Here is a 23,008-nt window from a genome sequence, read left to right on the forward strand (position 1 = left end):
GCTTGCGCGGCCTTTCTGCCGTCTGATCCCTTGATCGAATGCGCTCTTCTCGGCATGATGGTGCGTCTCCCACCGCCGACGAGGGCTGGGTGGTCGGCTACCGACAGTCACGAATTCGCCAAGGGCCGGCGCGCGCGACCTGCGGCAGATGAGTGCGGTGCTGTGGTCGGTGCGTCTTGAAGTAGCGATCGAGAGGGTCGGCGTAACGTGCTGGCCGTGGCAGGTGGATGGCACCCGGAAAGCGGGCCTTCGGGCTTCCTCGCAGCAACCATGGACCAGGCACGCCTGGTGCTCGATGCACGGGAAGGCTGGCCGACCTATGACGCAGGTCTTGGGTTTCAGGGCCTGGCCGTAAGTTCTATGTCCGAAACCCCGGAAGGCGAATACCTCGCCGAGATACCAGCAGCTCTCAGCCTGATCTGGGGAGCGCTTACCGACGAGATGGACGCTCCTGGGCGAGGATCGCCGGAGCAGGATGCCGCTGCGGTCCGACACATGAAGCAAGCGGCAGCCGAGTGGCTGAGGGTCGTGGACTCGCCGAAAGACAGAGCTGCCTACCTCGACCGCTGGGTACACGATGAGTGTGGCTACGAACGGAAGCCGTCTGAGACCGGCAGGTCGACAAGGCCGACTTTCTTGTAACGACCGACGCAAACTCGCGGCCTTGATCGCGTGCACTGAACTCGGCACGAGTGCGCACCGGACCGAGCTTCAGAGCCGTAGGAGCGGTGTACCGAGCGTGACGCTCGATGGCGAAGCTGGAACGCCCGGTCGGCGGCATGAGCGGATGTCACACGGTCTGTCTTGCGAACATTGCGACCGGCAGCGACCCAGTGTCGGCTGGCTAGGCACCTCGGTGTTTGGTATCTACGGCTCGGTGGTGCCGCTTGCACGCTCGATCGGGGAAGCGAATCGCTACGCGTCCATCAGCGTGGATGCTCGACGTGAACAGTTCCCAGCCAGGGGCTATCGCTACGTGTGTGGCTCTGTCTGGTGTGGTCACGTGTAGGCGACCGTCGCGTGGTCATCAGCGACCTTTGTCGACGGCGTCCTTTGGTGCGGACAGCGCTTGCCATGAACAGCCGTAGGGGTTGCAGCGTCCTAGTCGTAGCCTCGTAGGGGTGAACGTATCGAACCAAGCCACGCTCGGTGTCGTGCTGGACACCACGGCCATACCGGCTGAGGTCACCGTGGACGGCGAACGGCTGTCAGTCATCGGCTATGTGTGGGAACCCACCACCGAACTGGTCGGGCTCGACAGCGCCGGCGCGGTGTGGTCGTACTGCCCGGACCGGCGCAGTCGGGCGCCGATGAACTCCTCCGTTGCCGCGCTACGCCGCTTCATCGACCTGTTCGGGGAGTTCTTCGCGGCCACCGACGATCCGCCGCCAGCGACGTACACGGCCGAGCAGATGACTGAGAAACTTGCCGCGTTCCGGCGTGGCGAGATCAAACCTGCCGTCCGTAAGCCGGACAACCGTACTGCCCGCATCAAGCACCTCAAGAAGACTTTACGGGAGATCGACAGACCCGCCGTCGACACCGGGTGGTGGTCGCTCGTCCTGGAACAGGTCGACGACGGGATCCTGTAACGAACCGCCGCAGCTCCTGACGCCACTGGCCGCCCCCGACCGCGCGTGACGACGCTTCTTGTGACGCCCACCTGACGCTCGATGCTCGGCACGAGCGCGCAGCGGACCGTGGGTCAGGGCCAGCCCGAGCGGCGTACGAGGCGTGACGATCACACCGCGTTGTGCGACACCCGCAATCGCCTGGCGATCTCCGGGACCGGCACGTCCTGCGCGAACAACGCCGCCGCCTGCAACCGGACCGCTTCACGTCGGGCCCGGCCTTCGGCCGTCAGCCCACGACCGTCGGGATAGCGCACCCGAACCCAATACGCCGCCCATCGACTGCCGACACGCCGCTCCAGCCTCGATCTAAACCTGACGATTCAATCTCTGTAGCACCGGAGAACGACGGCCCCAGCCGCCGCTGCCCCCGACCGCGCGACACGACGCACAGTGCGGTCGCCCGGCGAGCACCACAATGGTTCTTATGTAGCCGTCCGGTCGTACAGGTCCGGCTTACGCCGGCGTCCGTAGGATGGACCACCCGACGCCGAGGACAGGAGACGAAGTGGTGGCCAAGCCCGGCGGAGTGTTCTGCATGGAAGGCAACTGGGACGACAACCTCGCCGAACGTGGTTCGGTGCTGCCGACATTGGACCTGCTCGAGCGCCTTGGTGCCATCCGGTACATCCACCGCGACACCGCCACCCCGCAGGAGATGCGTTACTACGCTGAGACCTGGCTGACGCGTAAGTACGCGGCCTACCACGTCGGGTTCTTCGCCCTGCATGGTGCACCAACCAAGTTGCACCTGTCCGATGCCCACACGGTCGGGCTTGCCGAGCTGGGCAGCTGGATGAGCGGGCGGTGCGAGGGTAAGCGACTCTATTTCGGCAGTTGCTCGGCGCTGCGCGCCTCCGACACGACACTCACCGAGTTCCTGCGCGAGACCAGGGCCGCGATGGTCTGTGGCTTCACCAAGGAGATCGACTGGATCGAGTCCGCGGCGCTGGAGACGGTGGTGCTCAACAATCTCGTCAATGGCACCCGGGTCGACAGCGTGGAGCGGCTGATGAAGACCGTCCGGTGGGCGCCACTGGCGCAGCACCTCGGGTTCCGCGTGGTCTACCCCAACGGCCGCTCCACCTGACCGGTAGCGGCCGCGATAAGGAGATCTGGCCATGACATGCGGGGCGTTGCGGTCATCGTCGACGCTCCTAACTGTCGGTACTTGCCTCAGTCGCCCGCGGCCGTGTGGTGGTGGTGCGCCTCGGGTCGCGCCGAACGGATCGGGCATCGGCCCTGTTGCTTGTGCCTACCGCTGATCACCTTGGAAAACCACCGTCAGGCGCAGTCGCAGTCGGTCACCCGGGTCGCCGAGGTCAGGCACGAGGGTGAACTGCCATGCACGACGCCTGCCGCTGACGCAGCCGGTCAGCAAGTCCACCCGGAGCGCCGCTACAAACGCGATAAGGAAAGCCGGTGATTGAGCCAGCTCTGCCAGGACGATCTCGACTCGACCTCGTCATTCCACAAGGGCGTTTGGTAGTCGCCCGGCTGGTGACCGGAGCCGGACCAGCCTGCGTTCATGGCACGAGGCGGGTGACCGCCCGGGCATGACGTGCGAGTTGCGCTCTCTCCGCCATCACCCGCGCGGCTCCGCAGGGATCCGCGCAGCTCGGCGCGGACCAAGAAAAGTGGAGGATTTTGCGATGGCTCATGACAGATTGGGTGACCCGCTTCCTGGCAGCGCTCAGGGTGGAGGGCCCGGCGAACGTCGTTGGCCATGACATCGGCGGTGCGCTTGCTTAGCACCTCCTTGTCGTCCGTCCCGGTGAGATCGTGGTGTGAGCCCTCGCCCCGGTGAACTCGGTGACATACGACTCGTGGCCGGTGCCAACCGTGGCCCGAATCCGTGATCCTGCCGTCGTCGCCGCGACGTCGGCGCCGGACATGGTCGCCGCCAGGCGCCGGGCGTTAACGGCAGGACTCATGCGGCCGGCGACAGAGACGGAGCTGGCCGACCATGTCTCTCCCTGGTCCGACCCTCGGGTGGCACGCTCCTGGATGGCCCTGGCTGGGGCGGCACACGGCGACTACACGCAAGGTCTCGTCGCCGGTCTGGGCGAGTCCACCGTTGCGGAGCTGCTGGTATGGGGAGAGGACAACCCGTTCCAACGCATTGAATACGCCGAGCGGTTCGTGGCAGAGATCCCGCAGTCGCGCCTGGTCCGGGTGGCGAGGGCCGGCCACATCCCCATGGAAACGATCCCGCCGGAGTCGCGCGGGCGCGCGCCGAATTCTTCCATCCCTAGGCCACCCGGATGGGTACTGCCTGCGTGGTGTCGGTCGCGGGCGCCGACGAGGAAGCCGATACGAAGCCTCCGGGGCGGCCGCGGCCTTCGCCTCACCCGTCGCTCCGCCCGCTGGGCGCCCGCGGCGGCATTACGGTGGGAGCATGAAGGCTGCGGTACTCGACGACGTGGGTGTCCCGCCGCGCTTCGGGGACTTCGCCGAACCCGAACCCGGCGAGGGTCAGGTCGTGGTGGATGTGGCAGCCGCCGGCGTGAACCACCTGGACCTGGCCAAGGCTTCCGGCTCGTTCTACACCGGGCCACCGCCGATTCCGTCCGTGGTCGGGTCCGACGGAGTCGGTCGCACGGCCCACGGCCGTCGCGTCTACTTCGACGCCCCAGTGGCTCCGTACGGGTCCTGGGCCCAGCGGACCCTGGTGCCCGACACGGACCTGCTCGACGTGGCCCCCGGTGTGGACGACGCCACCGCGGCCGCGTTGGGCAACACCGGCCTGGCCGCCTGGCTCGCCCTGAGCTGGCGCGCCAGGCTGCAGCCGGGCGAATCGGTGCTCGTCCTCGGCGCGACCGGAGCGGTGGGTACCGTCGCGGTCCAAGCCGCCAAGGCCCTGGGCGCCTCCCACGTGATCGCCGCCGCCCGCGACCCGGAGCGCCTGCAGTGGGCACGCCAACACGGCGCGGACGCCACCGTGGTCCTCGCCGCCGGCACCGACCTGCCGTCCACCTTCCGTCAGGCGGCCGGCGACCACGGGATCGATGTCATCATCGACCCGCTGTGGGGCGAACCAGCCCTGGCGGCCATGCAGGCCGCCACACCCGGCGCACGTCACGTCCAGATCGGCGCATCCACCGACCCCACCATCAACGTCCCCGCGGCCGTGATCCGCGCCGCCGAACTGGAGATCCTCGGGTTCGTGGTCTTTCGCGCCCCGCTGCAGGCACGGCGCGACGCATACCGAAGCCTCACCGAACGCGCTGCCCGCGGCGAGATCGCCGTCGACGTGATCCGGCTACCGCTGGCCGACGTGGCGAGCGCCTGGGAGCAGGAACAGCACGGCGCACACGCCCGGCTGGTCCTGACACCGTAGCGCCCGCGCCACAGTCAGCTCGGTCTTGATCCGGCCGTCCGGGACCTGTTAGCGGCCGAATACCGGGGCGCAGCCGGGAGAGCGCGGCCTGCCAGCGAGGGCATCCGGCGGCCGGTGGTTCGCGGTGTCCCGATACGGGAATTCCTTGCTCACCGGCCTACCATCGCTGCTGTTGTCGCGCCGGGAGGTTGCCGGCGTGGGCGTCGCGCCGGGAGGGTCAGGGAGCGATGTGGACCGCCATGTTGAGGCGCTGTTCGAATCCCAGCCCACCGGACATGGCAGCGTTCTGAAACCCCACAGGCCACGCCGACGGCACCCTCCACCCGGACCTGACGGTGGACGACATCGCGCTGCTGCTCCACTCGGCCCCGGACGCCCAGTCCCCACCCCCAGAACGCACCCGCTGGGTCGAACTGGCTTGTCGCGCGCTGCGAAGCCCGTGACATCGGACCTACCGGTTGAGTACCACGGTGCGTTCGTGGCGCCTTCCGTCCCAGACGACCCGACCGTGACCGAACGCTCGGACGATCTCGGTGGTCGACCCCACGACCCGCGTCGCAAGTCAGGCGTTGCGGGCGAGTGTGCCCGGCGCTGGATGGGTACGGGCCAACTATGTGTGGAATTGTCGGGTGGGTCGCGTATGACCGGAATCTTGTCCATGAGCAGTCGGCGCTCCGGGTCATGACGGCCACCGCCGCGCTCCGCGGACCCGATGCCGAAGGGCTTTGGCTCGATCAGCACTGCGGCTTCGGCCATCGCCGGCTGGCCGTGATCGACCTGGCGGGCGGCGTTCAGCCCATGCTCGCCGAAGAGGACCGGCAGCCGACCGTCGCCCTCACCTACAGCGGGGAGGTCTACAACTACCGGGAGCTGCGCGCGCTCGGGCACGACTTCCGGACCGACTCCGACACCGAGGTCGTGCTCCACGCCTACCTCGAGTGGGGCGAGGGTCTCGCCGAACGGCTCAACGGCATGTACGCCTTCGGGGTGTGGGACGGCCGCCAGCAGCGCCTGTTGCTGGTCCGGGACCGGATGGGGGTGAAGCCGCTGTGCTTCCATCCGACGCCGGACGGGGTGCTCTTCGCCTCGGAGCCGAAAAGTATTCTGGCCCATCCGGACGTGTCGGCCGAGGTGGACCTTGACGGGCTGCGGGAGCTGCTGGCGCTGGTGAAGACGCCGGGGCACGGCGTTTATCGCGGGGTGCACGAGGTCCGGCCGGGCCACGTTGTTGTCGTTGACCGGGACGGTACTCGGACGCGCCGCTACTGGGGGCTGTCGGCGCGGCCGCATCCGGACGATCTCGACACGACCGTACACACCGTGCGAGACCTGCTGGAAGACATCATTCGTCGGCAGTTGATCGCGGATGTACCGCTGTGCACCCTGCTGTCCGGTGGGCTCGACTCGTCGGCGGTCACCGCGCTCGCCGCTCTCGGGTCGCGGGAGCAGGGGCTCGGGCCGGTGCGCTCGTTCGCGGTCGACTTCGTCGGGCAGACTGAGCACTTCCACCCGGACGCGATGCGGCCGGAGCCGGACACGCCCTACGTCCACGAGGTCGCCAAGCACGTCGGCTCCCAGCACGCCGACATCGTGTTGAACAGCGGCGAGTTGACGGATTCGTTGTACCGCACGGAGGTCATGGTCGCCAACGACATCCCGACCGGCCTCGGCGACCTCTACACCTCCTTGTTCTTGCTCTTCCGCGCGGTGCGGGAGCACTCCACCGTCGCGTTGTCCGGCGAGTCGGCGGACGAGGTGTTCGGCGGGTACCGCTGGTTCCACGACCCCACCGCGGTCAACGCCAACGGGTTCCCCTGGCTGACCGCGCTGCCGGATCGACCGGGCGGCACACAGGGGCTGTTCGCCCCGGAGTTGGAGCGCGCGCTGGATCTGCACGGGTACCGGGACGCCGCCTACCGGCAGGCACTGGCCGAGGTCGATCACCTGCCCGACGAGTCGCCGGCCGAGCACCGGATGCGCGAGATCTCCTATCTGCACCTGACCCGATTCCTGCAGACCCTGCTGGACCGCAAGGACCGGATGAGCATGGCGCACGGGCTGGAGGTCCGAGTGCCGTACTGCGACCACCGGCTGGTGGAGTACGTCTACAACACGCCGTGGTCGATGAAGGCATTCGACGGCCGGGAGAAGAGCGTGCTGCGCGCCGCCGTCGCCGACCTGCTGCCCGAGTCGGTTCTGCGCCGGCAGAAGAGCCCGTACCCGTCGACGCAGGATCGGGTGTACGAACGAACGCTGCGCCAGTCGTTGACCGAGGTCGTCGACGACCCGCAGGCACCGATCGCGGAGCTGATCAACCCGCCGCGGGTCCGGGAGACGCTGGCTGCCCCGCTGGAGGAGAGCGGGTTCGGGATGAGCCGGCGCTCGGTCGAGCTGCTGCTCGGCCTCAACCTGTGGCTGCGCCGCTACCCGGTCCGGCTGGCGCTTACCTGATCGAGACATGAGAAAGGGCTCCCGTCCGACCTGGACAGGGGCCCTTTGCGGTGCTGGCTACAGGCCCGCGCACTGGCCGGAGCCCGGCCCCTTGACACCGTTGGGCCGGCCGGGTTGTAGGTCTTCGGGTCGCGTCAGCCCCTGTCCCTGGAGACCCGCCGCCACGAAACTGCCCATTGAAAGGACGTGTACTGGCAGCCGCGGTCGGGGTGGAAGATCAGCCCATCGGCGGGCCGCCGACGTTGCAGGGCGTTGGTGAGAGCGGCGCCCGATCGTGCGGTCACCACGCCGGCACAACTCGACGATCTCGGCCTTGAACTCCGCCGTAAACGCACGACGAGGCCGGGACCGCTTCTTTCCCATGCTCTCCATGATGAAGGACATCCTCCCGGAGCCCACAGGCTCCTCATCTCAGATGTCCGTCAAAACGGGTCAGGTCCAGCACCGGATGTGTCGGCAGCGCTCGGGGGCGACCCGTAGAGGCCGGGACGGTGCGATGAGCGATCATGGTCGTATGGATTTTCGCCTGACCATTCCGTCGCTTGCTGGGCGACACCGATGAACAGCCGCGCGCGAGGGGCCGACTCGTCGGTCCGCTGGGTGCCGATTGCCGGGCTTACCGAACTTGCCCGCGCACTGTTGGGCGAGCGGCGCGGTGATCGGGATGTCATTCCGGCGCGCGTCGGCGACCGTGTCACCGCCCTTGCGAAGCAGTGGGCCGCGCACGGGTTCACCCCCGAAACGGTGCATCCCTGGATGGATCTCGAGCCGGCAGCCGCAGCGCTGCTGGCTGCGCGGGGCATCAGCCCGGCATCGTTGCAGCAGCACATCGTCGCCACACAGGCGGGCAACACCAGCCTGTGGCGGGCTGTCGCGTCCGGCGCACTGTCCGCGGCGGACGCCGTCAACCAACTCGACGCGGCGAGTCCGCCGGTACCGACCGCCGTCGCTCCCGCGCCGTCACCAGTTGTACCGGTTGTATCGGCGATGGCCCCGGCACCGGCGGTGTTCTCCCATCCGGTCGCGGCGCCCGACCCGGACAACACCGACCGCCGCCGCAGATCAATGCCAGCACAGACACCGTTCCGCGCCTGATGCTTCGGCACCGCCGCCACAACCTGTCGGGCTCGTAAATCCGGTCTCGGCTACGCTGCCTGCGAATATTTCTTTGATCAGTCCGCCCAGGATCAGGCGCGTCGGACCCGGGCGGTGTTGACGCGCTGGTGGTGGCGTGGCGGGCCCGGATGCGAGGCGCAGGTCGCGGCGGCGGTGAATTCGGTGGGCACGCCGTCGATGGTGAAGGAGTCGGTGAGTCCGGGCAGTATGCCGGCGACGAGGTTGATGTTGCGGGCGCGGTCGTAGCTTCGGCACGAGGTGAGAAGCAGATCGTCGTCGTCTGGAGCGATCCAGCGACTGCGGGCATTTCCGGGCCAGCCGGAAGTGGCGCTGATGTGCGCGTCGAGGTTGAGCAGGATCCCGGGGTGCGCAGGACGGCGCCCAGGCGCACCAGCGGCCGCAACCGACGCAGCACAATGGTCGGAACGAGATGCAGCAGCGCCGGCAGAAACACCCGGAAGCTCGGTTCGAACCGGGGCCTGTCGTTGCCGAGATGCCGCTCCAAGACGGTGATCTGGTGGCGCAAGGCCAGGATCACGATCGATCATCATGTCGCGGCGATCGCCGGCCGCACGAGAGGTCGACACGACCGACCACTGTCGACACCCAGGTCCGCCCGTGCGTCGGCTCCCACCAGGGCGGATGGGGTTTCGGCACGTGCAAGGAACGAACGTCAAGACGACGACATCCGATCAGAGCAGGAATCCGTTCGGCAGAACATCGGTTGGGTCCAGGCTGTACTGAGCAGTGCCGGTGACCCACGCCCGGCCCGAGATCCACGGCAGGACGCCTTGCACTCCTGCGACAGAGGTCTCGCCCACAAGCCGGCCAATGAAGTGGGTACCGAGGAAAGACTCGTTGACGAAGTCGGTGTCGAGCGAGAGCATCCCCCGCGCGTGCAGCTGCGCCATCCGCGCTGCGGTTCCAGTCCCACATGGCGACCGGTCGAACCAGCCAGGGCTGATCACCATGGCATGCCGCGAGTGCCCGCCGGTAGCGCCAGGTGCGAGCAGTTGCGCATGCCTCAACTCGACGAGCTCGCCAGAGGGATGGACGGGCGGCTGCTGGTCGACGATCGCCGCGAGGACCGCGAGGCCGGCCTGGAGGATGTCCCGACGCGCATCGCGGGTGAACGGCAACCCGAGCTGAGCGAGCTCGAGGATCGCGCAGTAGTTGCCGCCGTACGCGAGGTCGTAAGTGATCCTTCCGTAGCCTGGCACAGTGACGGTTAGGTCGGTCGCGGCGCAGAACGATGGCAGCCCGCTGATGGTGACCCTGCGCGCGCTGCCGTCGCTTACCTCGACCTCGGCGACGACCAGGCCGGAAGGCGTGTCGAGCCGGATCGTGGTGATCGGCTCCACGACGTTGACCATTCCGGTTTCGACCATGACCGTCGCCACGCCCATGGCCCCGTGTCCACAAGCCGGGACGCTTCCCTCGACTTCCATGTAGAGGACGCCAACATCCGCGTCCGGGCGGGTGGACGGTTGCAGTAGCGCGCCTGACATCGCCTCGTGTCCGCGAGGCTCGCACATCAGGAACGTCCGCAGGTCGTTCATATGCTCAAGGAAGTAGCGGCGGCGTTCCGACATGGACTCGCCAGGAAGAGCGCCCACGCCTCCGACCACGACGCGGGTCGGCATCCCTTCTGTGTGCGTGTCGACCACATGGATAAGTCTCGAAGTTTTCAACGACGCCTCCTGCTTCGTGGGGCTGGCGGTAACGTTCGATATCGGCAGGAATCCTCGGCGTAGCGGGGAATCTGGGTAACTTGGCGATGGGCTGTCGGGCCCAGTACCTCGTCGCGCGAGAGGTGGCCCGACCCGTGCGCCTGCGCGACAGGACCGTAGACCACCGAGCCGTCGCAGGTGTCGCGGAGCGGCGAGCGCTTGAGGCAGGTGCCCGGCGGCCGTAGCCCACCGACGCGGGCGGGGTTGACGCCAGTCCGGCCGGGCACCCGTTCTGTCTCAGGCGAACGCCTGCGTGAGCTTCATCAGCGCGAGGTCGCGCGCCTCGACGTGTTCGGCCCATTGGTCGCGGGGCAGCCGCTCCGCGAGGGCCGCCGCGACCTCCTCGACCAGGTCGGCGGTTAGCTGGCCGTGGTCGCCGCGCTCGGCGCCCATGCGGGCGTAGGCGGGGCCCATCACCTGGGCGTGGCGCCGGATACCGCCCCGCGTGTTGAGCTCGGCGGTCGCGAACGGGCCGAGGATCGACCAGCGGCGGCCGAGGCCCTGCGACACCACCACGTCGATGTCGTCGGGCGAGGCGACCCCGTCCCGCACGAGAGCGTAGGCCTCGCGGAGCAGAGCACCTTGCAGGCGGTTGAAGACGAAGCCCTCGATCTCCTTGCGGACCAGCACCGGGATCATGCCGGCCGAGGACAGCAGCGAACGGGTGCGCTCGACCAGGAGCGGGTCGGTGAAGGGGGCCGGGACGAGTTCGGCGACCGGCAGGAGGTAGGGCGGGTTGCCGGGGTGCACGACCAGGCAGCGGGAGCGGCCGGAGAGCGTGGCGGCGAACCGGGACGCGGGGATCATTGAGGTGGAGCTGGCCAGCACGCAGGACGGCCGGACCAGGCCGTCGAGCGACGCGAACAGCGACCGCTTCACCTCGAGATCTTCGACCACGCACTCCTGCACGTGGTCGGCGTCGGCAACCGCTTCCTCAAGGGATCCAGCAACCGAAACACTCAGCGAACCCTCGAGCAGCCCGAACGACCGCAGCATGGCGGCGCGCTGCTCGACCTCGGCAACAGCGTCTGAAAGCCGGGCGGAAGACACGTCGTGCATGACCACCGAGTGGCCGGCCCGGGCGAAGACGATCGCCCAGGCCACCCCGATGCTGCCCGCGCCGACGATCGCGATCCGAGTCACGACGGGTTCTTCCGCTGGTACGCCCGCCAGGTCGTCGCCCACCGGTTCGGGTCGTCCAGCGACGCCCCATTGATCTGCGCGACGACCTGGTTGTGCGGGGCCGACTTCACCAGTTCCGGATCCCGCCGACCTTCTTCCAGCACATGCGCCAGTACGTCGATCCACTCGTCGATCTCCTCAAGTGACCAGGCCTCGCCCGCTTCAGGGGTGAACGGCTCCGGCACGATCCACGGCTCGTGGCTGAGCCAGAACGCGTCGATGCCGTAGTCGGTCATCCGGTTCTGCACGTCCAGGACGCTGACGCCGGTCTCCTCGGTGTACTTCTCGAGGCTCATCCGGGTCATCTCGAGCCGGTGCTTGGTCAGGTGGTCGAACGACTTGGTGACGCCCGGGATGGCCAGCAGCCGCTTCTCCATATAGTTGTTGGCAAGCACGGAGATGTCGGCGGCTTCCTTGATGCCGTCGAGGCCCATCGACAGAAGCCACGAGTATGCCTTCATCACCTGGTTGGCGTTGCCGAGGTATTCGCGGACGCGACCGACCCCGGTCGGGTTCTCCATCCGCCGGTACGACCCGCCCTCCTCGAAGATCAGCGGCCCGGGCAGAAACGGGATCAACTTTGCGGTGCAGCCATAGGCGCCGACGGCCGGTCCGCCGCCGCCCTTGGCCACGCCGAAGGTCTTGTGGAGCATGAACATGCACGCGTCGAAGCCGAGCTCGGCGGCGCGGATGCGGCCCATGACGCCGTTGAAGTTGGCGTGGTCGTAGAAGCACAGGCCGCCGGCCTCATGCACGATGTCGACCCACTCCTTGATGTGCGGGTTGTAGATGCCCATGTCGTCGGGGTTGTTCAGCATGAGCGCGGCAGTGCGGTCGGTGACCGCCGCTTTCAAGGCGGCAACGGAGGCGTACCCGTCCTGCTCGACGGGCAGTGTGATGACGTTGAACCCGGCTGCGGCCGCGGTCGCCGGGTTGCACGGGTGGGCCTGGGCGGTGGTGATGATGTCGCGGCGCTGGGCCAGCTCGCCCCGCGACTCGTGGTAGGCGCGAGTGACCACGGCGTGCACGTACGCGGCCGCGGCGCCGCCGCCGGCCTGGAAGATGAAGCGGTCCATGCCGGACAGCTGCCGCAGCATCAGGTCGAAGCTGTGGATGCCCTCGAGCAGGCCCTGGATGGTCGAGTCGTCCTGGTCGGGGTGGACCTCGGCGAGCCCGTCCAGCGCGGCGAGCTGTTCGTTGACCCGCGGGTTGTACTTCATCGTGCAGGTGCCGAAGAGGCTGATGCCGACCATGCCCATCGTCTGCTGCGACAGGTGCAGGTAGTGTCGCAGTACCTCGGGCTCGGACACCTCGGGCAGCGCCGGGGGCGTGTCGCGACGCAAGGCGGAAGGCAGCGAGACCGGGTCGCCGAACGCCGGTGGGGGCACGGTGCCGCGCCGGCCGGGGCCGCCCATCTCCATGATGAGGGCCTCGCTCCAGACGGGCGCGTGGTACTTGCGGATCATGCGATCACCTCGGAGAGCGCGTCGGCCAGGGTCTCGATGTCGTCGGCGGTGTGCAGTTCGGTGACGCAGTAGAGCGCGGCTTGACCCAACTCGGGGAAATCGGAAGAGAGGTCCTTGCCGCCGAAGATGCCCCGGGATAGCAGGGCCGCGTTGACTTCGGCGACGGTCTTGCCGGTATCGCTGAAGTCGACGACGAACTCCTTGAAGAAGCCGGGCCACCGGACCCGTACGCCATCAACAGACGCGAGACGGGCGGCGGCCGCGGTGGCGTTGCGCAGGATGGTGTCGCCGATCTCGGCGAAGCCGGAGGGGCCCATCAACGACATGTAGACCGCGTTGGCGATCGCCCACAGGTAGACCGAGTTGCCGGTCCAGTCGTTGCCGTCCTCGCGGGAACCGTAGGAGGACTGGTGGAACAGCGTCATGCCGAACGCGCGCTCGCCGGGCACGATCGTGTCGGCGATGCTGACCTGCAGCGTCGGGTACTCGCGCGCATAGCGCTCCTCGTCGCGGGTGGCGATGAACCCGCCCGCGCCACCACCGGCGTTGAGGTGCACGCCGAGCGGCTGGGTCGAGCCGACGACGATGTCGGCGCCCACCTGCGACGGCGGCTTGAGCACGCCGAGGGTGATCGGGTCGACGCCCACCACCGTCTCGGCGCCGGCGGCCCGCGCGGCGGCGGCGATCGCGGCGAGGTCGGCCTCGATCACCCCGAGGTAGTTGGGCGTCTCCAGATACACAGCTGCAACGTCCGGGCCAACCGCATCGAGCGACAGCAGACCTGTCGCCGGATCAAACGGAACGGTTTCCAGGCGAAGCCCGCTCCCGCAGTAGGTCCGAATGACCGCAAGTCGTTCGGGCCCGACCGACCCCGCCACCAGGATCGTTCCCCGGCCGGTCAGCCGCGCGGCCATCCGCACCGCGTGCCCGGCGGCGGCGCCCCAACTGTAGACCGGCAGCCCGACGAACTCCATGCCGACCAGCTCGCCGAGCTGGGAGGCGTATTCGAACCAGGCCTGGTTCCGGCCGTGGTCGGAGGATGGGGTGCCCCAGACGGGGGTAAGGAACTCGGCCCGGTTGACGATCTCGTCGCACAGCGCGGGCACGTAGTGGCGGGCATAGCCGGCGCCGAGGAAGCTCAGGTTGTCGGCGGTGTTGTCGTTGCGCTTGAGCAGCCGCCGGATCTCCCGCCGCACGCTCGCCTCAGCGCGCACGCCGGCAGGCAGGTCGATCGGCGTCGTGCCGAGGTGGTCCGCCGGGATCTGCTCGAACAGCACGTCCACGTCGCTGATCCCGAGGGCCTCCAGCATGGCGGCCTTGGCCTGCGGCGCGGAGTTCGGCATGTAGGGATGGGCCATCATGCTCCTTCTACGATTCTGAGGACTGTGCTGTGCCCTCGCGCGGTGCGGACCTTGCGATAACCGGTGAAGCTCTCAGCAAGGGAATCGAGATCTACGCGCAGCACGGGCGGGTCGAGCGCCGCAACTTTGCCGGCGGATGCGAGGATCTGCAGGTCGTCGACGGTGGCGAGGACGGCCGGGCTGAGCTGCTGGTTGCCGCGCCCGAGCAAGAATCCCTGCCCGCCGACGACACCGAGGATCAGACCCGGCGCGCCATGCTCCCCGATCAGCGACAGCAGTTCCTGCTCCGAGGCATCAAGAGCCAGGAGCCTTCCTTCGTACGTCACGTCAACGCCCAATGGCGAGGAGGGCAGACCGAGGGCGTGGCTGACGTGGGCGACGGTGGTCCCGGGTCCGAGCAGATACATCTTGTGCGGCCTCAGTTCGGCGGCGACCTCGCGGCCGAGGCCTTCCAGACTTCCATCCACAATGGACTGGACCGCCTTGGCCCGCTGCAGCGCAGCACCGGCGGCCGGGACCGGCGCAACACCGTACAGCACCACGCCGCCGCCGGGATCGCGGTCGACCACCTCGGCGTCGACCAGCCGTGACGGGTCGGCCAAGAACCGGGCCGCCGCCTCCCCCGCCAGCTCCGGCGTCGCGGCGAAGACGCCGGAGTGCATCTTCACTCCGGCCGGGATGCCGAGTATCGGGACGGCCACAGCGGCTGATACGACGTCGCGGGCGGTGCCGTCGCCGCCCGCGAACAGGATGAGCCCGGCTCCCTTGGCAACAAGATCGCGTACGGCATCAATGGTGTCGCCGGCGGAGGAGCCGGCGGCGAAGGAGGCCTCGAGCACCTCGGCGTCGGGAGCCAGCGACTGCAATCGATCAAGCGCGCGGCGGGCCCGACCCGGTGCGACCGGGGTGGCACCTCGCCTGAGCGCCTCGGCGTATGCGTCGGGACCGTCAGTGCCGTGCAGACCGACCCGGCCGCCCATTCCGGCGACCGGGTTGACCACAACACCGATCAGCATCCCCATCCCTACAGCAGCTTCAGGTCCGCGGCGACGTCGTCGAGGGCCTGGCGGGTCAGGGCGGCCATCCGGTCGATCTCGCCGTCGGTCACGACGAACGGTGGGGAGAAGGAGATGGTGTCCGACGCCGGCAGGGCCCGGGTGATGACGCCGAGCTCGCGGCTGCGCTTGACAACGGCGGTGGAGACCTTGCCGGTGGGGTCGAACGCGGTCATCGGGTCCTTGGACTTGACGAACTCGACCGCGCCGAGCAGGCCGTAGCCGCGGATCTCGCCGACGAGCGGGTGGCCCGCGAACTCGGCGCGGAGGCGCTCGGCCAGGTGGTCGCCGCGAGCCTTGGCCTGGTGGCGCAGCCCGTCGCGTTCGATGATGTCGAGGTTGGTCAACGCGGCTGCCGCGGCGAGCGGGTGGGCGGTGTAGGTGTAGCCGTGGCTGAACAGGCCGAACTTCTCCGAGCCCTCGAGCACGACGTTCCACACGTGGTCGGAGACGATGACGGCCGACAGTGGGACGTACGCCGAGGTGATGCCCTTGGCGACGGTCATCAGGTCGGGCTGGATGCCGTAGACGTTGCTGCCGAACTCCTCGCCGGTGCGGCCGAAGCCGGTGACCACCTCGTCGGCGATGAGCAGTACCTCGTAGCGGCGCAGCACCTCCTGGATGGCCGGGAAGTAGGAGGCGGGCGGCACGATGACGCCGCCGGCGCACTGGATCGGCTCGGCGATGAACGCGGCGACGGTGTGCGGGCCCTCGCGCAGGATGGTCTGCTCGAGCTCGTCGGCGAGGCCCTGTACGAACTGCGCCTCGGTCTCGCCCGGTTTCTGCTCCCACAGGCTGTGCGGGGCTCGCACATGCTTGATCATCGGCAGCGGCAGGTCGAAGCCGGCGTGCATGCCGGGCAGCCCGCACAGGCCGGCCGACATGATGGTGACGCCGTGGTAGCCACGGCTCCGCGATATGATCTTCTTCTTCTGTGGGCGGCCCAGGACGTTGTTGTAGTACCAGACCAGCTTCACCTGGGTGTCGTTGGCGTCGGAGCCGCTGTTGCCGAAGAACACCTTCGACATTTCGCCGGGCGCCATGGCGATGAGCCGCTGGGCCAGCTGCGCGACCGGCTCGTTCCCCATTGAGGCGAACGTGTGGTAGTACGGCAGCTTCAGGGTCTGCTCGCGCAGCGACTCGGCCATCTCGGCGTTGCCGTAGCCGATGTTGACGCACCACAGCCCGGCCATCGCGTCGAGGTATTCCTTGCCGCGGGTGTCGGTCAGGGTCGAGCCTTGGCCCTTGACGATGGTCAGCGGGCCGTGGTCCGCGTGCTCCCGTGCGTTGGTGAACGGGTGGAAGACGAAATTCTTGTCGACATCTTCGATGGTCATCGGTTTAAGCACTTCCATGGGCTAGTTGATGCACAGGTACTTGATCTCGGTGAACTCGTCGATGCCGTGCAGGGAGCCCTCGCGGCCGAGGCCGGACTCCTTGACACCACCGAAGGGCGCGCCCTCGTACGAGATCAGTCCGGTGTTGACGCCGACCACGCCGAACTCCAGGGCCTCGCCGACCCGCCACGTGCGGCCCAGGTCGGTGGTGAAGAAGTAGGCGGCCAGGCCGAACGGGGTGTCGTTGGCGATCGCGAGGGCCCCGTCCTCGGTATCGAACTTGATGACCGGGGCGACCGGGCCGAACGTCTCCTCGCGGCAGATCAGCATGTCGCGGGTGACGCCGGTGAGCAGGGTCGGGGTGAAGAACGTGCCGCCGAGCGGGTGCCGCTCGCCGCCGGCTTGCACCGTTGCGCCACCGGCCACGGCGTCGGCGATGTGCCGCTGCACCTTCGCCACGGCGTCCTCGGTGATCAGCGGGCCCTGCTCGGAGCCGGACTCGAAGCCGTTGCCGACCCGTAGCGCCTCGATCGCCTGCTGGAACTTCGCGACGAACGCGTCGTGGATGCCGGACTGCACGATGACCCGGTTGGCGCAGACACAGGTCTGGCCGGCGTTGCGGAACTTGGAGGCCATCGCCCCGGCCACGGCAGTGTCGACGTCGGCGTCGTCGAAGACGATGAGCGGGGCGTTGCCGCCGAGCTCGAGGGCGACCTTCTTGACCGTGCTGGCGCTCTGGGCCATGAGCAGCTTGCCGACCTCGGTGGAGCCGGTGAAGCTGAGCGCCCGGACCGCCGGGCTCTCGGTGAGCAGCCGGCCGATCGTCGGCGGGTCGCCGGCGATGACGTTGAGCACGCCGGCCGGGATGCCGGCGCGGTGGGCCAGCTCGGCGAGGGCGGTCGCGGACAGCGGCGTCTCCTCGGCCGGCTTGATGATCATCGGACAGCCGGCGGCGAGGGCCGGGCCGGCCTTGCGCAGGATCATCGCCGACGGGAAGTTCCATGGCGTGATCGACGCGGTGACGCCGACCGGCTGGCGCAGGGTCAGCAGCCGGCGGCCGGCCACGTTCGACGGGATCACCTCGCCGTACGTGCGCTTGGCCTCCTCGGCGTACCACTCGACGAACCCGGCGCCGTAGAGGATCTCGCCCTTCGCCTCGGCGAGGGGCTTGCCCTGCTCGGCGGTGAGGATGGCGGCCAGGTCGTCGGCGTTGGCGACGATCAGGTCGAACCAGCGGCGCAGGATGCGGGAGCGTTCGGGCGCGGTCGTGCGGCCCCAGCCAGGCGCCGCGGCCTCGGCGGTCGCGATGGCGCGCCGCACGTCGTCGGCGGTCGCGGCGGCCATCTGGGCGATGACCTTGCCGGTCGCCGGGTCGGTGACGTCGAAGCGTTCGCCGGCGGCGCCGGGCACCCACGTGCCGTCGATGAAGAGGTCCTGCCTGAGCAGGGAGTTGTCGGCCAATTCCATATTGCCTCCGCGGTCGATTAGCTCGCATAGCGTGCGGAAATGCGGCAAGCGAGCGTGACTGATGCTTAGCTCGGCGCGGTGCCGGGCCCGTCCTGACGGTCGATCCGCATGCCCTCGCGCACCCAGGTGACGCAGGCGCGGGTGTTCGGCACGCCGTCAACCTCGACGAGGCAGTCGAAGCACACGCCCATGCCGCAGAAGAGCCCGCGCGGCTCGCCACCCGCCGTGGTGCGGGTGCGCATCGCCCCGTCGGCCATCAGCGCCGCCGCGACACTCTCCCCCACGTACGCGGACGCCGGTTCCCCGTCGACGAGGATGTTGACGCGTGGGCCGCGGGTCAGGCCCTTCTCCGGCAGCCTCACCGCAGCAGACCCTCCCCGACCAGCACGGCGCGCATGGCGGCAAGGCTGTCGGGGTCGGTGACCGGCAGCCGCGGCCTGCGTACGTGCCCGCCCGGCTGGCCCAGCATCTGCATGAGGACCTTCAGCTGGCTCTGATAGGCGCCGTACTTGCCGGCCCAGCCACCGGGCAGCCACAGCTTCGGAAACAGCCGATCGCTCGCCTCGGCGTGCGCCTCCATAGGCGCGAAGTCGCCCTTCCAGTAGTTCTCCCAGAACTGCGGGTCGGGCCGGCCGAACAGCGACCCGCCGCCGACGGTGCCGTCGCCGCCCTCGGTCTTGAGCTCCGCCACGCCGCGCGCGGTCATGTAGGGGCCGAAGACGCGGACCCGGTCGCGGACCCTGCGGGAGGTGGCGAAGAACTGGTCGGCGCTGGGGGTGCTGTCCTTGATCGCCACGATCTGGTCGATGTCAGCCAGCCGGTCCGCCAGCTCGGTGTCGATGTCGATACCGGAGCCGTGTGGCCAGTTGTAAACCACGAGCGGGCCGTCGATGAGCGCGTTGATGTCTTGGTAGAAGGCGATGACCTCGTTCGGGAACAGCTTCGCGTAGGGCGGTGGCGAGGCGAGCACCCCGTCGGCGCCGGCGGCGAGGGCGTGCTTGGCGAACTCGGCGGTCTGCCTGGCCGTGTAGGCGGTGCAGCCGACGAGGACCTTGAGCCGGCCGGCGGCGTGCCCGGCGGCAGCCTCGGCGACGGCGCGGCGCTCCTCAGCGGTCTGGGAGAACCATTCACCGCAGGTGCCGTTGACGACGATGCCGTGCATGCCCTCGGCGACGTAGTGGTCGACGAGCTTGCGCAGCGTGTCCAGGTCGAGCTCGCCGGCTTCGGTGAACGGGGTGACGAACGCAGGGAAGTAGCCCTGCCAGTCGACGTCGTCGCGGTTCATCGGTCTCTCCTAACTACGGTCGAGCGAGTACCGCTCGGGGAATGGCGACGGGCCGCCCGTGACCATGTGCTCGGCGAGGATCCGGGCGAACATGGGGCTGAACGTGAAGCCGGTGGACAGGATGCAGGCGTGGAAGCCCGGCACCTTGACCGATTCGCCGGCCACCGGGGAGAGGTCGTCGGTGAAGACGATGACGCCGGACCAGGTCCGCACGATCTTCACGTGTTCCAGCAGCGGCACAACGGTCACGGCGACCGCCGTGTTGCCGGCCGCGCTGTGCCAACTGGTCGGGTAGCGCCGCGGCGGCGGGGCCTCGGGGGTGGGCCAGCCACCGCCGATGATGAACGTGCCCTTCTCGTTCTGCTTGAGGGTGAGCCGGCGGCCGATATGCTGCACCATCGGGGTGAGCACGTGCGCGCGCGGCTCGCTGACGTTGACGTGCAGGCCCTCGCTGCGGATCGGCGGGCGCAGGCCGACCATCGCGCAGATCTCGGCGGACCAGGCGCCGGCACAGTTGACGATGCGGGCGGCCTTGATGGTGCCGATGCTGGTGTCCACAGTGAAGCGGCGCGGCCCGTCGACGGTGATGCCGTGCACCTCGGCGTGGGTGCGGATGACGGCGCCGCGCTCGATCGCCCGCACGGCGTAGAGCGGGGTGACGATGAGCGGGTTGGCGTGCCCCTCGACCGGGCACCAGGAGGCACCGGTGAGCTTCTCGCTGAGGTAGGGGGCGCGGTCGCGCAGCTCCCGGCCGGTGTAGACGTCGGTCTCGATGCCGGCCAGCTGTTCCAGCTCGCGCTTCTCGTGCAGGGTGCGCAGTTGCTCGTCGGTCTCGGCGACCATCCAGCCGCCGGTCTGGTGCACGTGCAGGTCCCCCTCGAGTTCTCGGCCGAGGTCCTTCCAGAGTTCGTACGCCTCCAGGCTCTGCCGGGCCTCGGTGAGCAGCCGCTCGCGGTCGGCTCCGGTGCCGTGCCCCGACAACTGGTGGATGGCCAGCTGCAGGTGGAAGCTGCCGGCGTTGGTGCCGGAGGCCTCGCGGTTGAGTTCGCCGCGCTCGACCAGCACCACGTCGACGCCCTGCACGGCCAGGTAGTAGGCCATGGCGGCACCGGCGATGCCGCCGCCGATGACCAGGACGTCGGTCTCCTTCGGCAGTTCGCCGCGCAGCTGCGCGGCGTTGGGCAACGGGACGCCAATGATGTCCGTGGCACTCACGCCGCCGGTCCCCTCTCCGGATCGTCGGGCAGGAACAGCGTCGGCCCGACGATGGTGTAGTCGGCGATCGCGCCGATCGGTACCGGCCGGATTGGCATGCGCGGTGTGGCCAGGGGTACGTCGGTGATCGCCCCACCGTGCTCGTGGGTGATCAGCGCGGCGATCTGCCGCTGGCAGTTCTTGCCCTGGCACGGGCCCATGCCGGCGCGGGTGTAGGCCTTGACGACGCTGATGTCGGCCGTGGACTCGATCGCGGGCTGCAGGTCGGCCTGGCGGACCGCCTCGCACCGGCACACCACGGTGTCCGGTGTGGACAGTTCGTAGATGCCCGGCCCGACCCGGTAGAGCCGGCCGGTGGCGGCGGTCAGGGCGCGGCGGCGGGCCAGTCGGTGTCGGGCCGGTCGCGCCGCCGCGTGGGCCTCGCGGGAGTCGATGGCACCGGCGTCGAGGGCGGCGGCCAGGCCGGCGATCTGCCCTGTGTCGATGGCGACGAACGAGCCCTCGACGCCGGCGCCGTCACCGGCGCAGTACACGCCCGGCGCGGTGGTGCGCTGCCACTGGTCGCGGCGCACGACCGGGCCGCCGAGGTCCTCGTCGTAGTCGAAGTCGCAGCCGACGAGGCGGAACAGTTCGATGGACGGCACGAAGCCGTAGCCGAGGCAGAGCACATCGGCCTCGACCGTCTCCTCGGTGCCGGGGATGACCCGCCAGTCGGTGTCGACGGCGGCGTGCACGACCCGTTCCACCCGTCCGTCGCCCTCGGCGCGCACGACGATCCGCCCGTACTTGAGCGGGACACGGTGGCGCAGCAGGGTGGCGCGGTAGCGGGCGGCGTCGCGCAGCAGGCCGGTGTTGCCCATGGCGGCGCGGCCGATGCGGGCCACGTCGGCGGGGCCGGGCGGCGGGCCGGCCTCCAGGGCGGTGACCACCTTGGCGCCGGCCGGCGCGCCGTACTGGGCGAGCTGGGCGGGGAAGGCCAGCGCGACCGGGCCCGACCCGGCGAACACCATGCGTTCGCCGGGCAGGATCCGTTGCGTCTTGGCCAGGGTCTGCAGCCCGCCGGCGGTGATCACGCCGGGCAGCGTCCAGCCGGGGAACACGACCGGCCGGTCGTGCGCGCCGGGCGCGATGACCAGCCGCGGCGCGTGCAGTGTGCGGGCATGCTGTCCCTCGGTGACGACCACGACGTCGGGGCCCTCGACCGCCACCACGCTGGTGCGCAGCAGGACGGTGACCTCATCGGGCAGCGACTCGATGAGCGCCCGCCCGGTGCGGAACTGCGCGTCCATGGCGGCCGGGTCGTCCACGGTGAACCCGGGGCCTGGCTGCTTGTAGATCTGCCCGCCGAGGGTGGGGCGTTCGTCGACGAGCGTCACGGCGAGGCCGGCGCCGGCCGCGGCCCGGGCGGCGGAGATGCCTGCCGGTCCGCCGCCGACGACCAGAAGGTGGTGCATGGTTCCGGCCCCGTCCGTGTGCTCGTTCGTCATCTGGCTCAGCAGCCCGAGGGCATCTCGGGGAACTCGGTCACGCCGAAGTCCTGCTTGTACAGCTGCTCGAGGGTGCCGTCGGTCTGCGCCTTGCACAGGAAGGTGTCCAGCCGCTGCTGCAGCTTGTCGTTGCCCTTCTGCACGGCCCAGCTGCCGTAGCCGAGGTCGAGCGGCTTGGGCAGGTCGGCCTTCTTGACCTGGTTCGGGTTCGCCTTCTGGTACTGGGCGAGGATGTAGTCCTCCAGGACGCTGCCCTGGGCGCGGCCGGTGGAGACCTCCAGCAGCGCGGCGTTCTGGTCCGGGAAGCCCTTCACCGTGGCGTTCGGGAAGGTCTTCTTGGCCAGCTGCTCACCGCTGGAGCCCTGCAGGGCAGTGATGATCTTGCCCTTCTGGTTGAAGGCGTCGATCGACGGCGTCGTGGTGTCGTTCTGCCCGACTGCCAGCACGCTGGTGTACGGCACGTACGCGCGGCTGAAGTCGATGACCTTCTTGCGCTCGTCGGTCGCGGTGAGGCCGACCGAGACCATGTCGAACTTCTTGCTCTGCAGGCCCGGGATCAGGCCGTTGAAGTCGAGGTTCTGGATGTCCAGCTTGAGCCCGAGCTCGGTGGCGAGCTTGTTGAGCAGGTCGACGTCGTAGCCGGCCGGCTTGCCCGCGTCATCGAGGTACATCTCGGGCTTGAACTGCAGGTTCATCCCGACTGTAAGGGTGCCGGCCTTCATCAGGCCGAGATCCGCGGCGCCGCCGCTCGAGCCGCCGCTGCCGCTGTCGGACGTGCTGTCGCCGCAACCGGCGATGACCAGCGCGGAGACCAGCGCCACCGCCACCAAGAATGTGCGTCGCATGGCCCGACGCGGGCTGGAACCTGCCATCATGGGGTTTCCT

The 23,008-nt window shown here is 69.0% G+C and carries 19 protein-coding genes; 5 read left to right on the forward strand and 14 right to left on the reverse strand.

Going from position 1 to position 23,008, the window contains the following annotated elements; translation table 11 throughout:
• Window positions 1-1,121: 1,121 nt before the first annotated feature.
• Window positions 1,122-1,592, forward strand: a complete 471-nt coding sequence (locus ABZS66_RS33230; RefSeq protein ID WP_354764663.1) for an SUKH-4 family immunity protein — start codon at window positions 1,122-1,124, stop codon at window positions 1,590-1,592.
• Window positions 1,593-1,741: 149 nt separating this feature from the next.
• Here ABZS66_RS33230 and ABZS66_RS33235 read toward each other — a convergent pair whose 3' ends face one another.
• Window positions 1,742-1,888 (reverse strand): helix-turn-helix domain-containing protein, encoded by a 147-nt coding sequence (locus ABZS66_RS33235; RefSeq protein WP_354764665.1) that lies wholly within the window; start codon window positions 1,886-1,888, stop codon window positions 1,742-1,744.
• A 251-nt stretch (window positions 1,889-2,139) separates the two neighbouring features.
• Between ABZS66_RS33235 and ABZS66_RS33240 the strand changes: the two genes are divergently transcribed.
• From ABZS66_RS33240 to ABZS66_RS33255, 4 genes are all read left to right on the forward strand, one after another.
• Window positions 2,140-2,721: a hypothetical protein gene (locus tag ABZS66_RS33240; RefSeq protein ID WP_354764667.1), complete on the forward strand. Its 582-nt coding sequence runs from the start codon at window positions 2,140-2,142 to the stop codon at window positions 2,719-2,721.
• Between the two features lie 1,308 nt (window positions 2,722-4,029).
• Window positions 4,030-4,971 (forward strand): zinc-binding alcohol dehydrogenase family protein, encoded by a 942-nt coding sequence (locus tag ABZS66_RS33245; protein ID WP_354764669.1) that lies wholly within the window; start codon window positions 4,030-4,032, stop codon window positions 4,969-4,971.
• 612 nt (window positions 4,972-5,583) lie between these two features.
• Entirely contained in the window at window positions 5,584-7,422 is a 1,839-nt protein-coding gene (gene asnB / locus ABZS66_RS33250; protein WP_354764670.1) for an asparagine synthase (glutamine-hydrolyzing), read from the forward strand.
• A gap of 558 nt (window positions 7,423-7,980) precedes the next feature.
• Window positions 7,981-8,517, forward strand: coding sequence for a hypothetical protein (locus tag ABZS66_RS33255; protein WP_354764671.1), 537 nt, complete (start codon window positions 7,981-7,983; stop codon window positions 8,515-8,517).
• A gap of 92 nt (window positions 8,518-8,609) precedes the next feature.
• On the opposite strand, the gene ABZS66_RS33260 is transcribed toward ABZS66_RS33255, so the two are convergent.
• The 13 genes from ABZS66_RS33260 to ABZS66_RS33320 all read right to left on the reverse strand — a co-directional run bounded on the left by ABZS66_RS33260 (window position 8,610) and on the right by ABZS66_RS33320 (window position 22,968).
• The gene (locus tag ABZS66_RS33260; protein WP_354764672.1) at window positions 8,610-9,125 is read right to left on the reverse strand and encodes a hypothetical protein; all 516 of its coding nucleotides are present in this window, start codon (window positions 9,123-9,125) and stop codon (window positions 8,610-8,612) included.
• A gap of 105 nt (window positions 9,126-9,230) precedes the next feature.
• Window positions 9,231-10,205 carry a proline racemase family protein gene (locus ABZS66_RS33265; protein WP_354764674.1) on the reverse strand — a complete coding sequence of 325 codons (975 nt, stop codon included), beginning with the start codon at window positions 10,203-10,205 and terminating at the stop codon, window positions 9,231-9,233.
• Window positions 10,206-10,505: 300 nt separating this feature from the next.
• Window positions 10,506-11,411 carry a 3-hydroxyacyl-CoA dehydrogenase gene (locus ABZS66_RS33270; protein ID WP_354764676.1) on the reverse strand — a complete coding sequence of 302 codons (906 nt, stop codon included), beginning with the start codon at window positions 11,409-11,411 and terminating at the stop codon, window positions 10,506-10,508.
• On the reverse strand, window positions 11,408-12,916 hold the full coding sequence (gene gcvPB, locus ABZS66_RS33275) for an aminomethyl-transferring glycine dehydrogenase subunit GcvPB (protein WP_354764678.1): 1,509 nt from the start codon (window positions 12,914-12,916) through the stop codon (window positions 11,408-11,410). Before gcvPB ends, ABZS66_RS33270 begins: the two co-directional genes overlap by 4 nt.
• On the reverse strand, window positions 12,913-14,274 hold the full coding sequence (gcvPA, locus tag ABZS66_RS33280; protein ID WP_354764680.1) for an aminomethyl-transferring glycine dehydrogenase subunit GcvPA: 1,362 nt from the start codon (window positions 14,272-14,274) through the stop codon (window positions 12,913-12,915). The genes gcvPB and gcvPA overlap by 4 nt, the downstream gene beginning before the upstream one ends.
• Complete coding sequence (locus ABZS66_RS33285; RefSeq protein WP_354764682.1) at window positions 14,274-15,299, reverse strand: NAD(+)/NADH kinase; 1,026 nt, start codon at window positions 15,297-15,299, stop codon at window positions 14,274-14,276. The genes gcvPA and ABZS66_RS33285 overlap by 1 nt, the downstream gene beginning before the upstream one ends.
• A gap of 2 nt (window positions 15,300-15,301) precedes the next feature.
• The gene (locus tag ABZS66_RS33290) at window positions 15,302-16,669 is read right to left on the reverse strand and encodes an aminotransferase (protein ID WP_354764684.1); all 1,368 of its coding nucleotides are present in this window, start codon (window positions 16,667-16,669) and stop codon (window positions 15,302-15,304) included.
• A gap of 21 nt (window positions 16,670-16,690) precedes the next feature.
• Window positions 16,691-18,136 carry an NAD-dependent succinate-semialdehyde dehydrogenase gene (locus tag ABZS66_RS33295; protein WP_354764686.1) on the reverse strand — a complete coding sequence of 482 codons (1,446 nt, stop codon included), beginning with the start codon at window positions 18,134-18,136 and terminating at the stop codon, window positions 16,691-16,693.
• Window positions 18,137-18,201: 65 nt separating this feature from the next.
• Window positions 18,202-18,498: a (2Fe-2S)-binding protein gene (locus tag ABZS66_RS33300; protein ID WP_354764688.1), complete on the reverse strand. Its 297-nt coding sequence runs from the start codon at window positions 18,496-18,498 to the stop codon at window positions 18,202-18,204.
• Window positions 18,495-19,421 carry a dihydrodipicolinate synthase family protein gene (locus tag ABZS66_RS33305; RefSeq protein WP_354764690.1) on the reverse strand — a complete coding sequence of 309 codons (927 nt, stop codon included), beginning with the start codon at window positions 19,419-19,421 and terminating at the stop codon, window positions 18,495-18,497. The genes ABZS66_RS33300 and ABZS66_RS33305 overlap by 4 nt, the downstream gene beginning before the upstream one ends.
• Before the next feature lie 9 nt (window positions 19,422-19,430).
• Window positions 19,431-20,636, reverse strand: coding sequence for an FAD-binding oxidoreductase (locus ABZS66_RS33310; RefSeq protein WP_354764692.1), 1,206 nt, complete (start codon window positions 20,634-20,636; stop codon window positions 19,431-19,433).
• Window positions 20,633-22,123 (reverse strand): NAD(P)/FAD-dependent oxidoreductase, encoded by a 1,491-nt coding sequence (locus tag ABZS66_RS33315; protein WP_354764694.1) that lies wholly within the window; start codon window positions 22,121-22,123, stop codon window positions 20,633-20,635. The genes ABZS66_RS33310 and ABZS66_RS33315 overlap by 4 nt, the downstream gene beginning before the upstream one ends.
• 5 nt (window positions 22,124-22,128) lie before the next feature.
• Complete coding sequence (locus ABZS66_RS33320; RefSeq protein WP_354764696.1) at window positions 22,129-22,968, reverse strand: ABC transporter substrate-binding protein; 840 nt, start codon at window positions 22,966-22,968, stop codon at window positions 22,129-22,131.
• Window positions 22,969-23,008: the final 40 nt, after the last annotated feature.

The organism is Dactylosporangium sp. NPDC005572 (assembly GCF_040605515.1).
Lineage (GTDB): Bacteria > Actinomycetota > Actinomycetes > Mycobacteriales > Micromonosporaceae > Dactylosporangium.

Coding starts and splice junctions, on each gene's coding strand:
- ABZS66_RS33305 (WP_354764690.1), bottom strand. CDS start 19,421: ATGAACCGCGACGACGTCGACTGGCAGGGCTACTTCCCTGCGTTCGTC.
- ABZS66_RS33245 (WP_354764669.1), top strand. CDS start 4,030: ATGAAGGCTGCGGTACTCGACGACGTGGGTGTCCCGCCGCGCTTCGGG.
- ABZS66_RS33295 (WP_354764686.1), bottom strand. CDS start 18,136: ATGGAATTGGCCGACAACTCCCTGCTCAGGCAGGACCTCTTCATCGAC.
- ABZS66_RS33290 (WP_354764684.1), bottom strand. CDS start 16,669: ATGACCATCGAAGATGTCGACAAGAATTTCGTCTTCCACCCGTTCACC.
- ABZS66_RS33315 (WP_354764694.1), bottom strand. CDS start 22,123: ATGACGAACGAGCACACGGACGGGGCCGGAACCATGCACCACCTTCTG.
- gcvPB (WP_354764678.1), bottom strand. CDS start 12,916: ATGATCCGCAAGTACCACGCGCCCGTCTGGAGCGAGGCCCTCATCATG.
- ABZS66_RS33255 (WP_354764671.1), top strand. CDS start 7,981: ATGAACAGCCGCGCGCGAGGGGCCGACTCGTCGGTCCGCTGGGTGCCG.
- asnB (WP_354764670.1), top strand. CDS start 5,584: ATGTGTGGAATTGTCGGGTGGGTCGCGTATGACCGGAATCTTGTCCAT.
- ABZS66_RS33285 (WP_354764682.1), bottom strand. CDS start 15,299: ATGGGGATGCTGATCGGTGTTGTGGTCAACCCGGTCGCCGGAATGGGC.
- gcvPA (WP_354764680.1), bottom strand. CDS start 14,274: ATGGCCCATCCCTACATGCCGAACTCCGCGCCGCAGGCCAAGGCCGCC.
- ABZS66_RS33320 (WP_354764696.1), bottom strand. CDS start 22,968: ATGCGACGCACATTCTTGGTGGCGGTGGCGCTGGTCTCCGCGCTGGTC.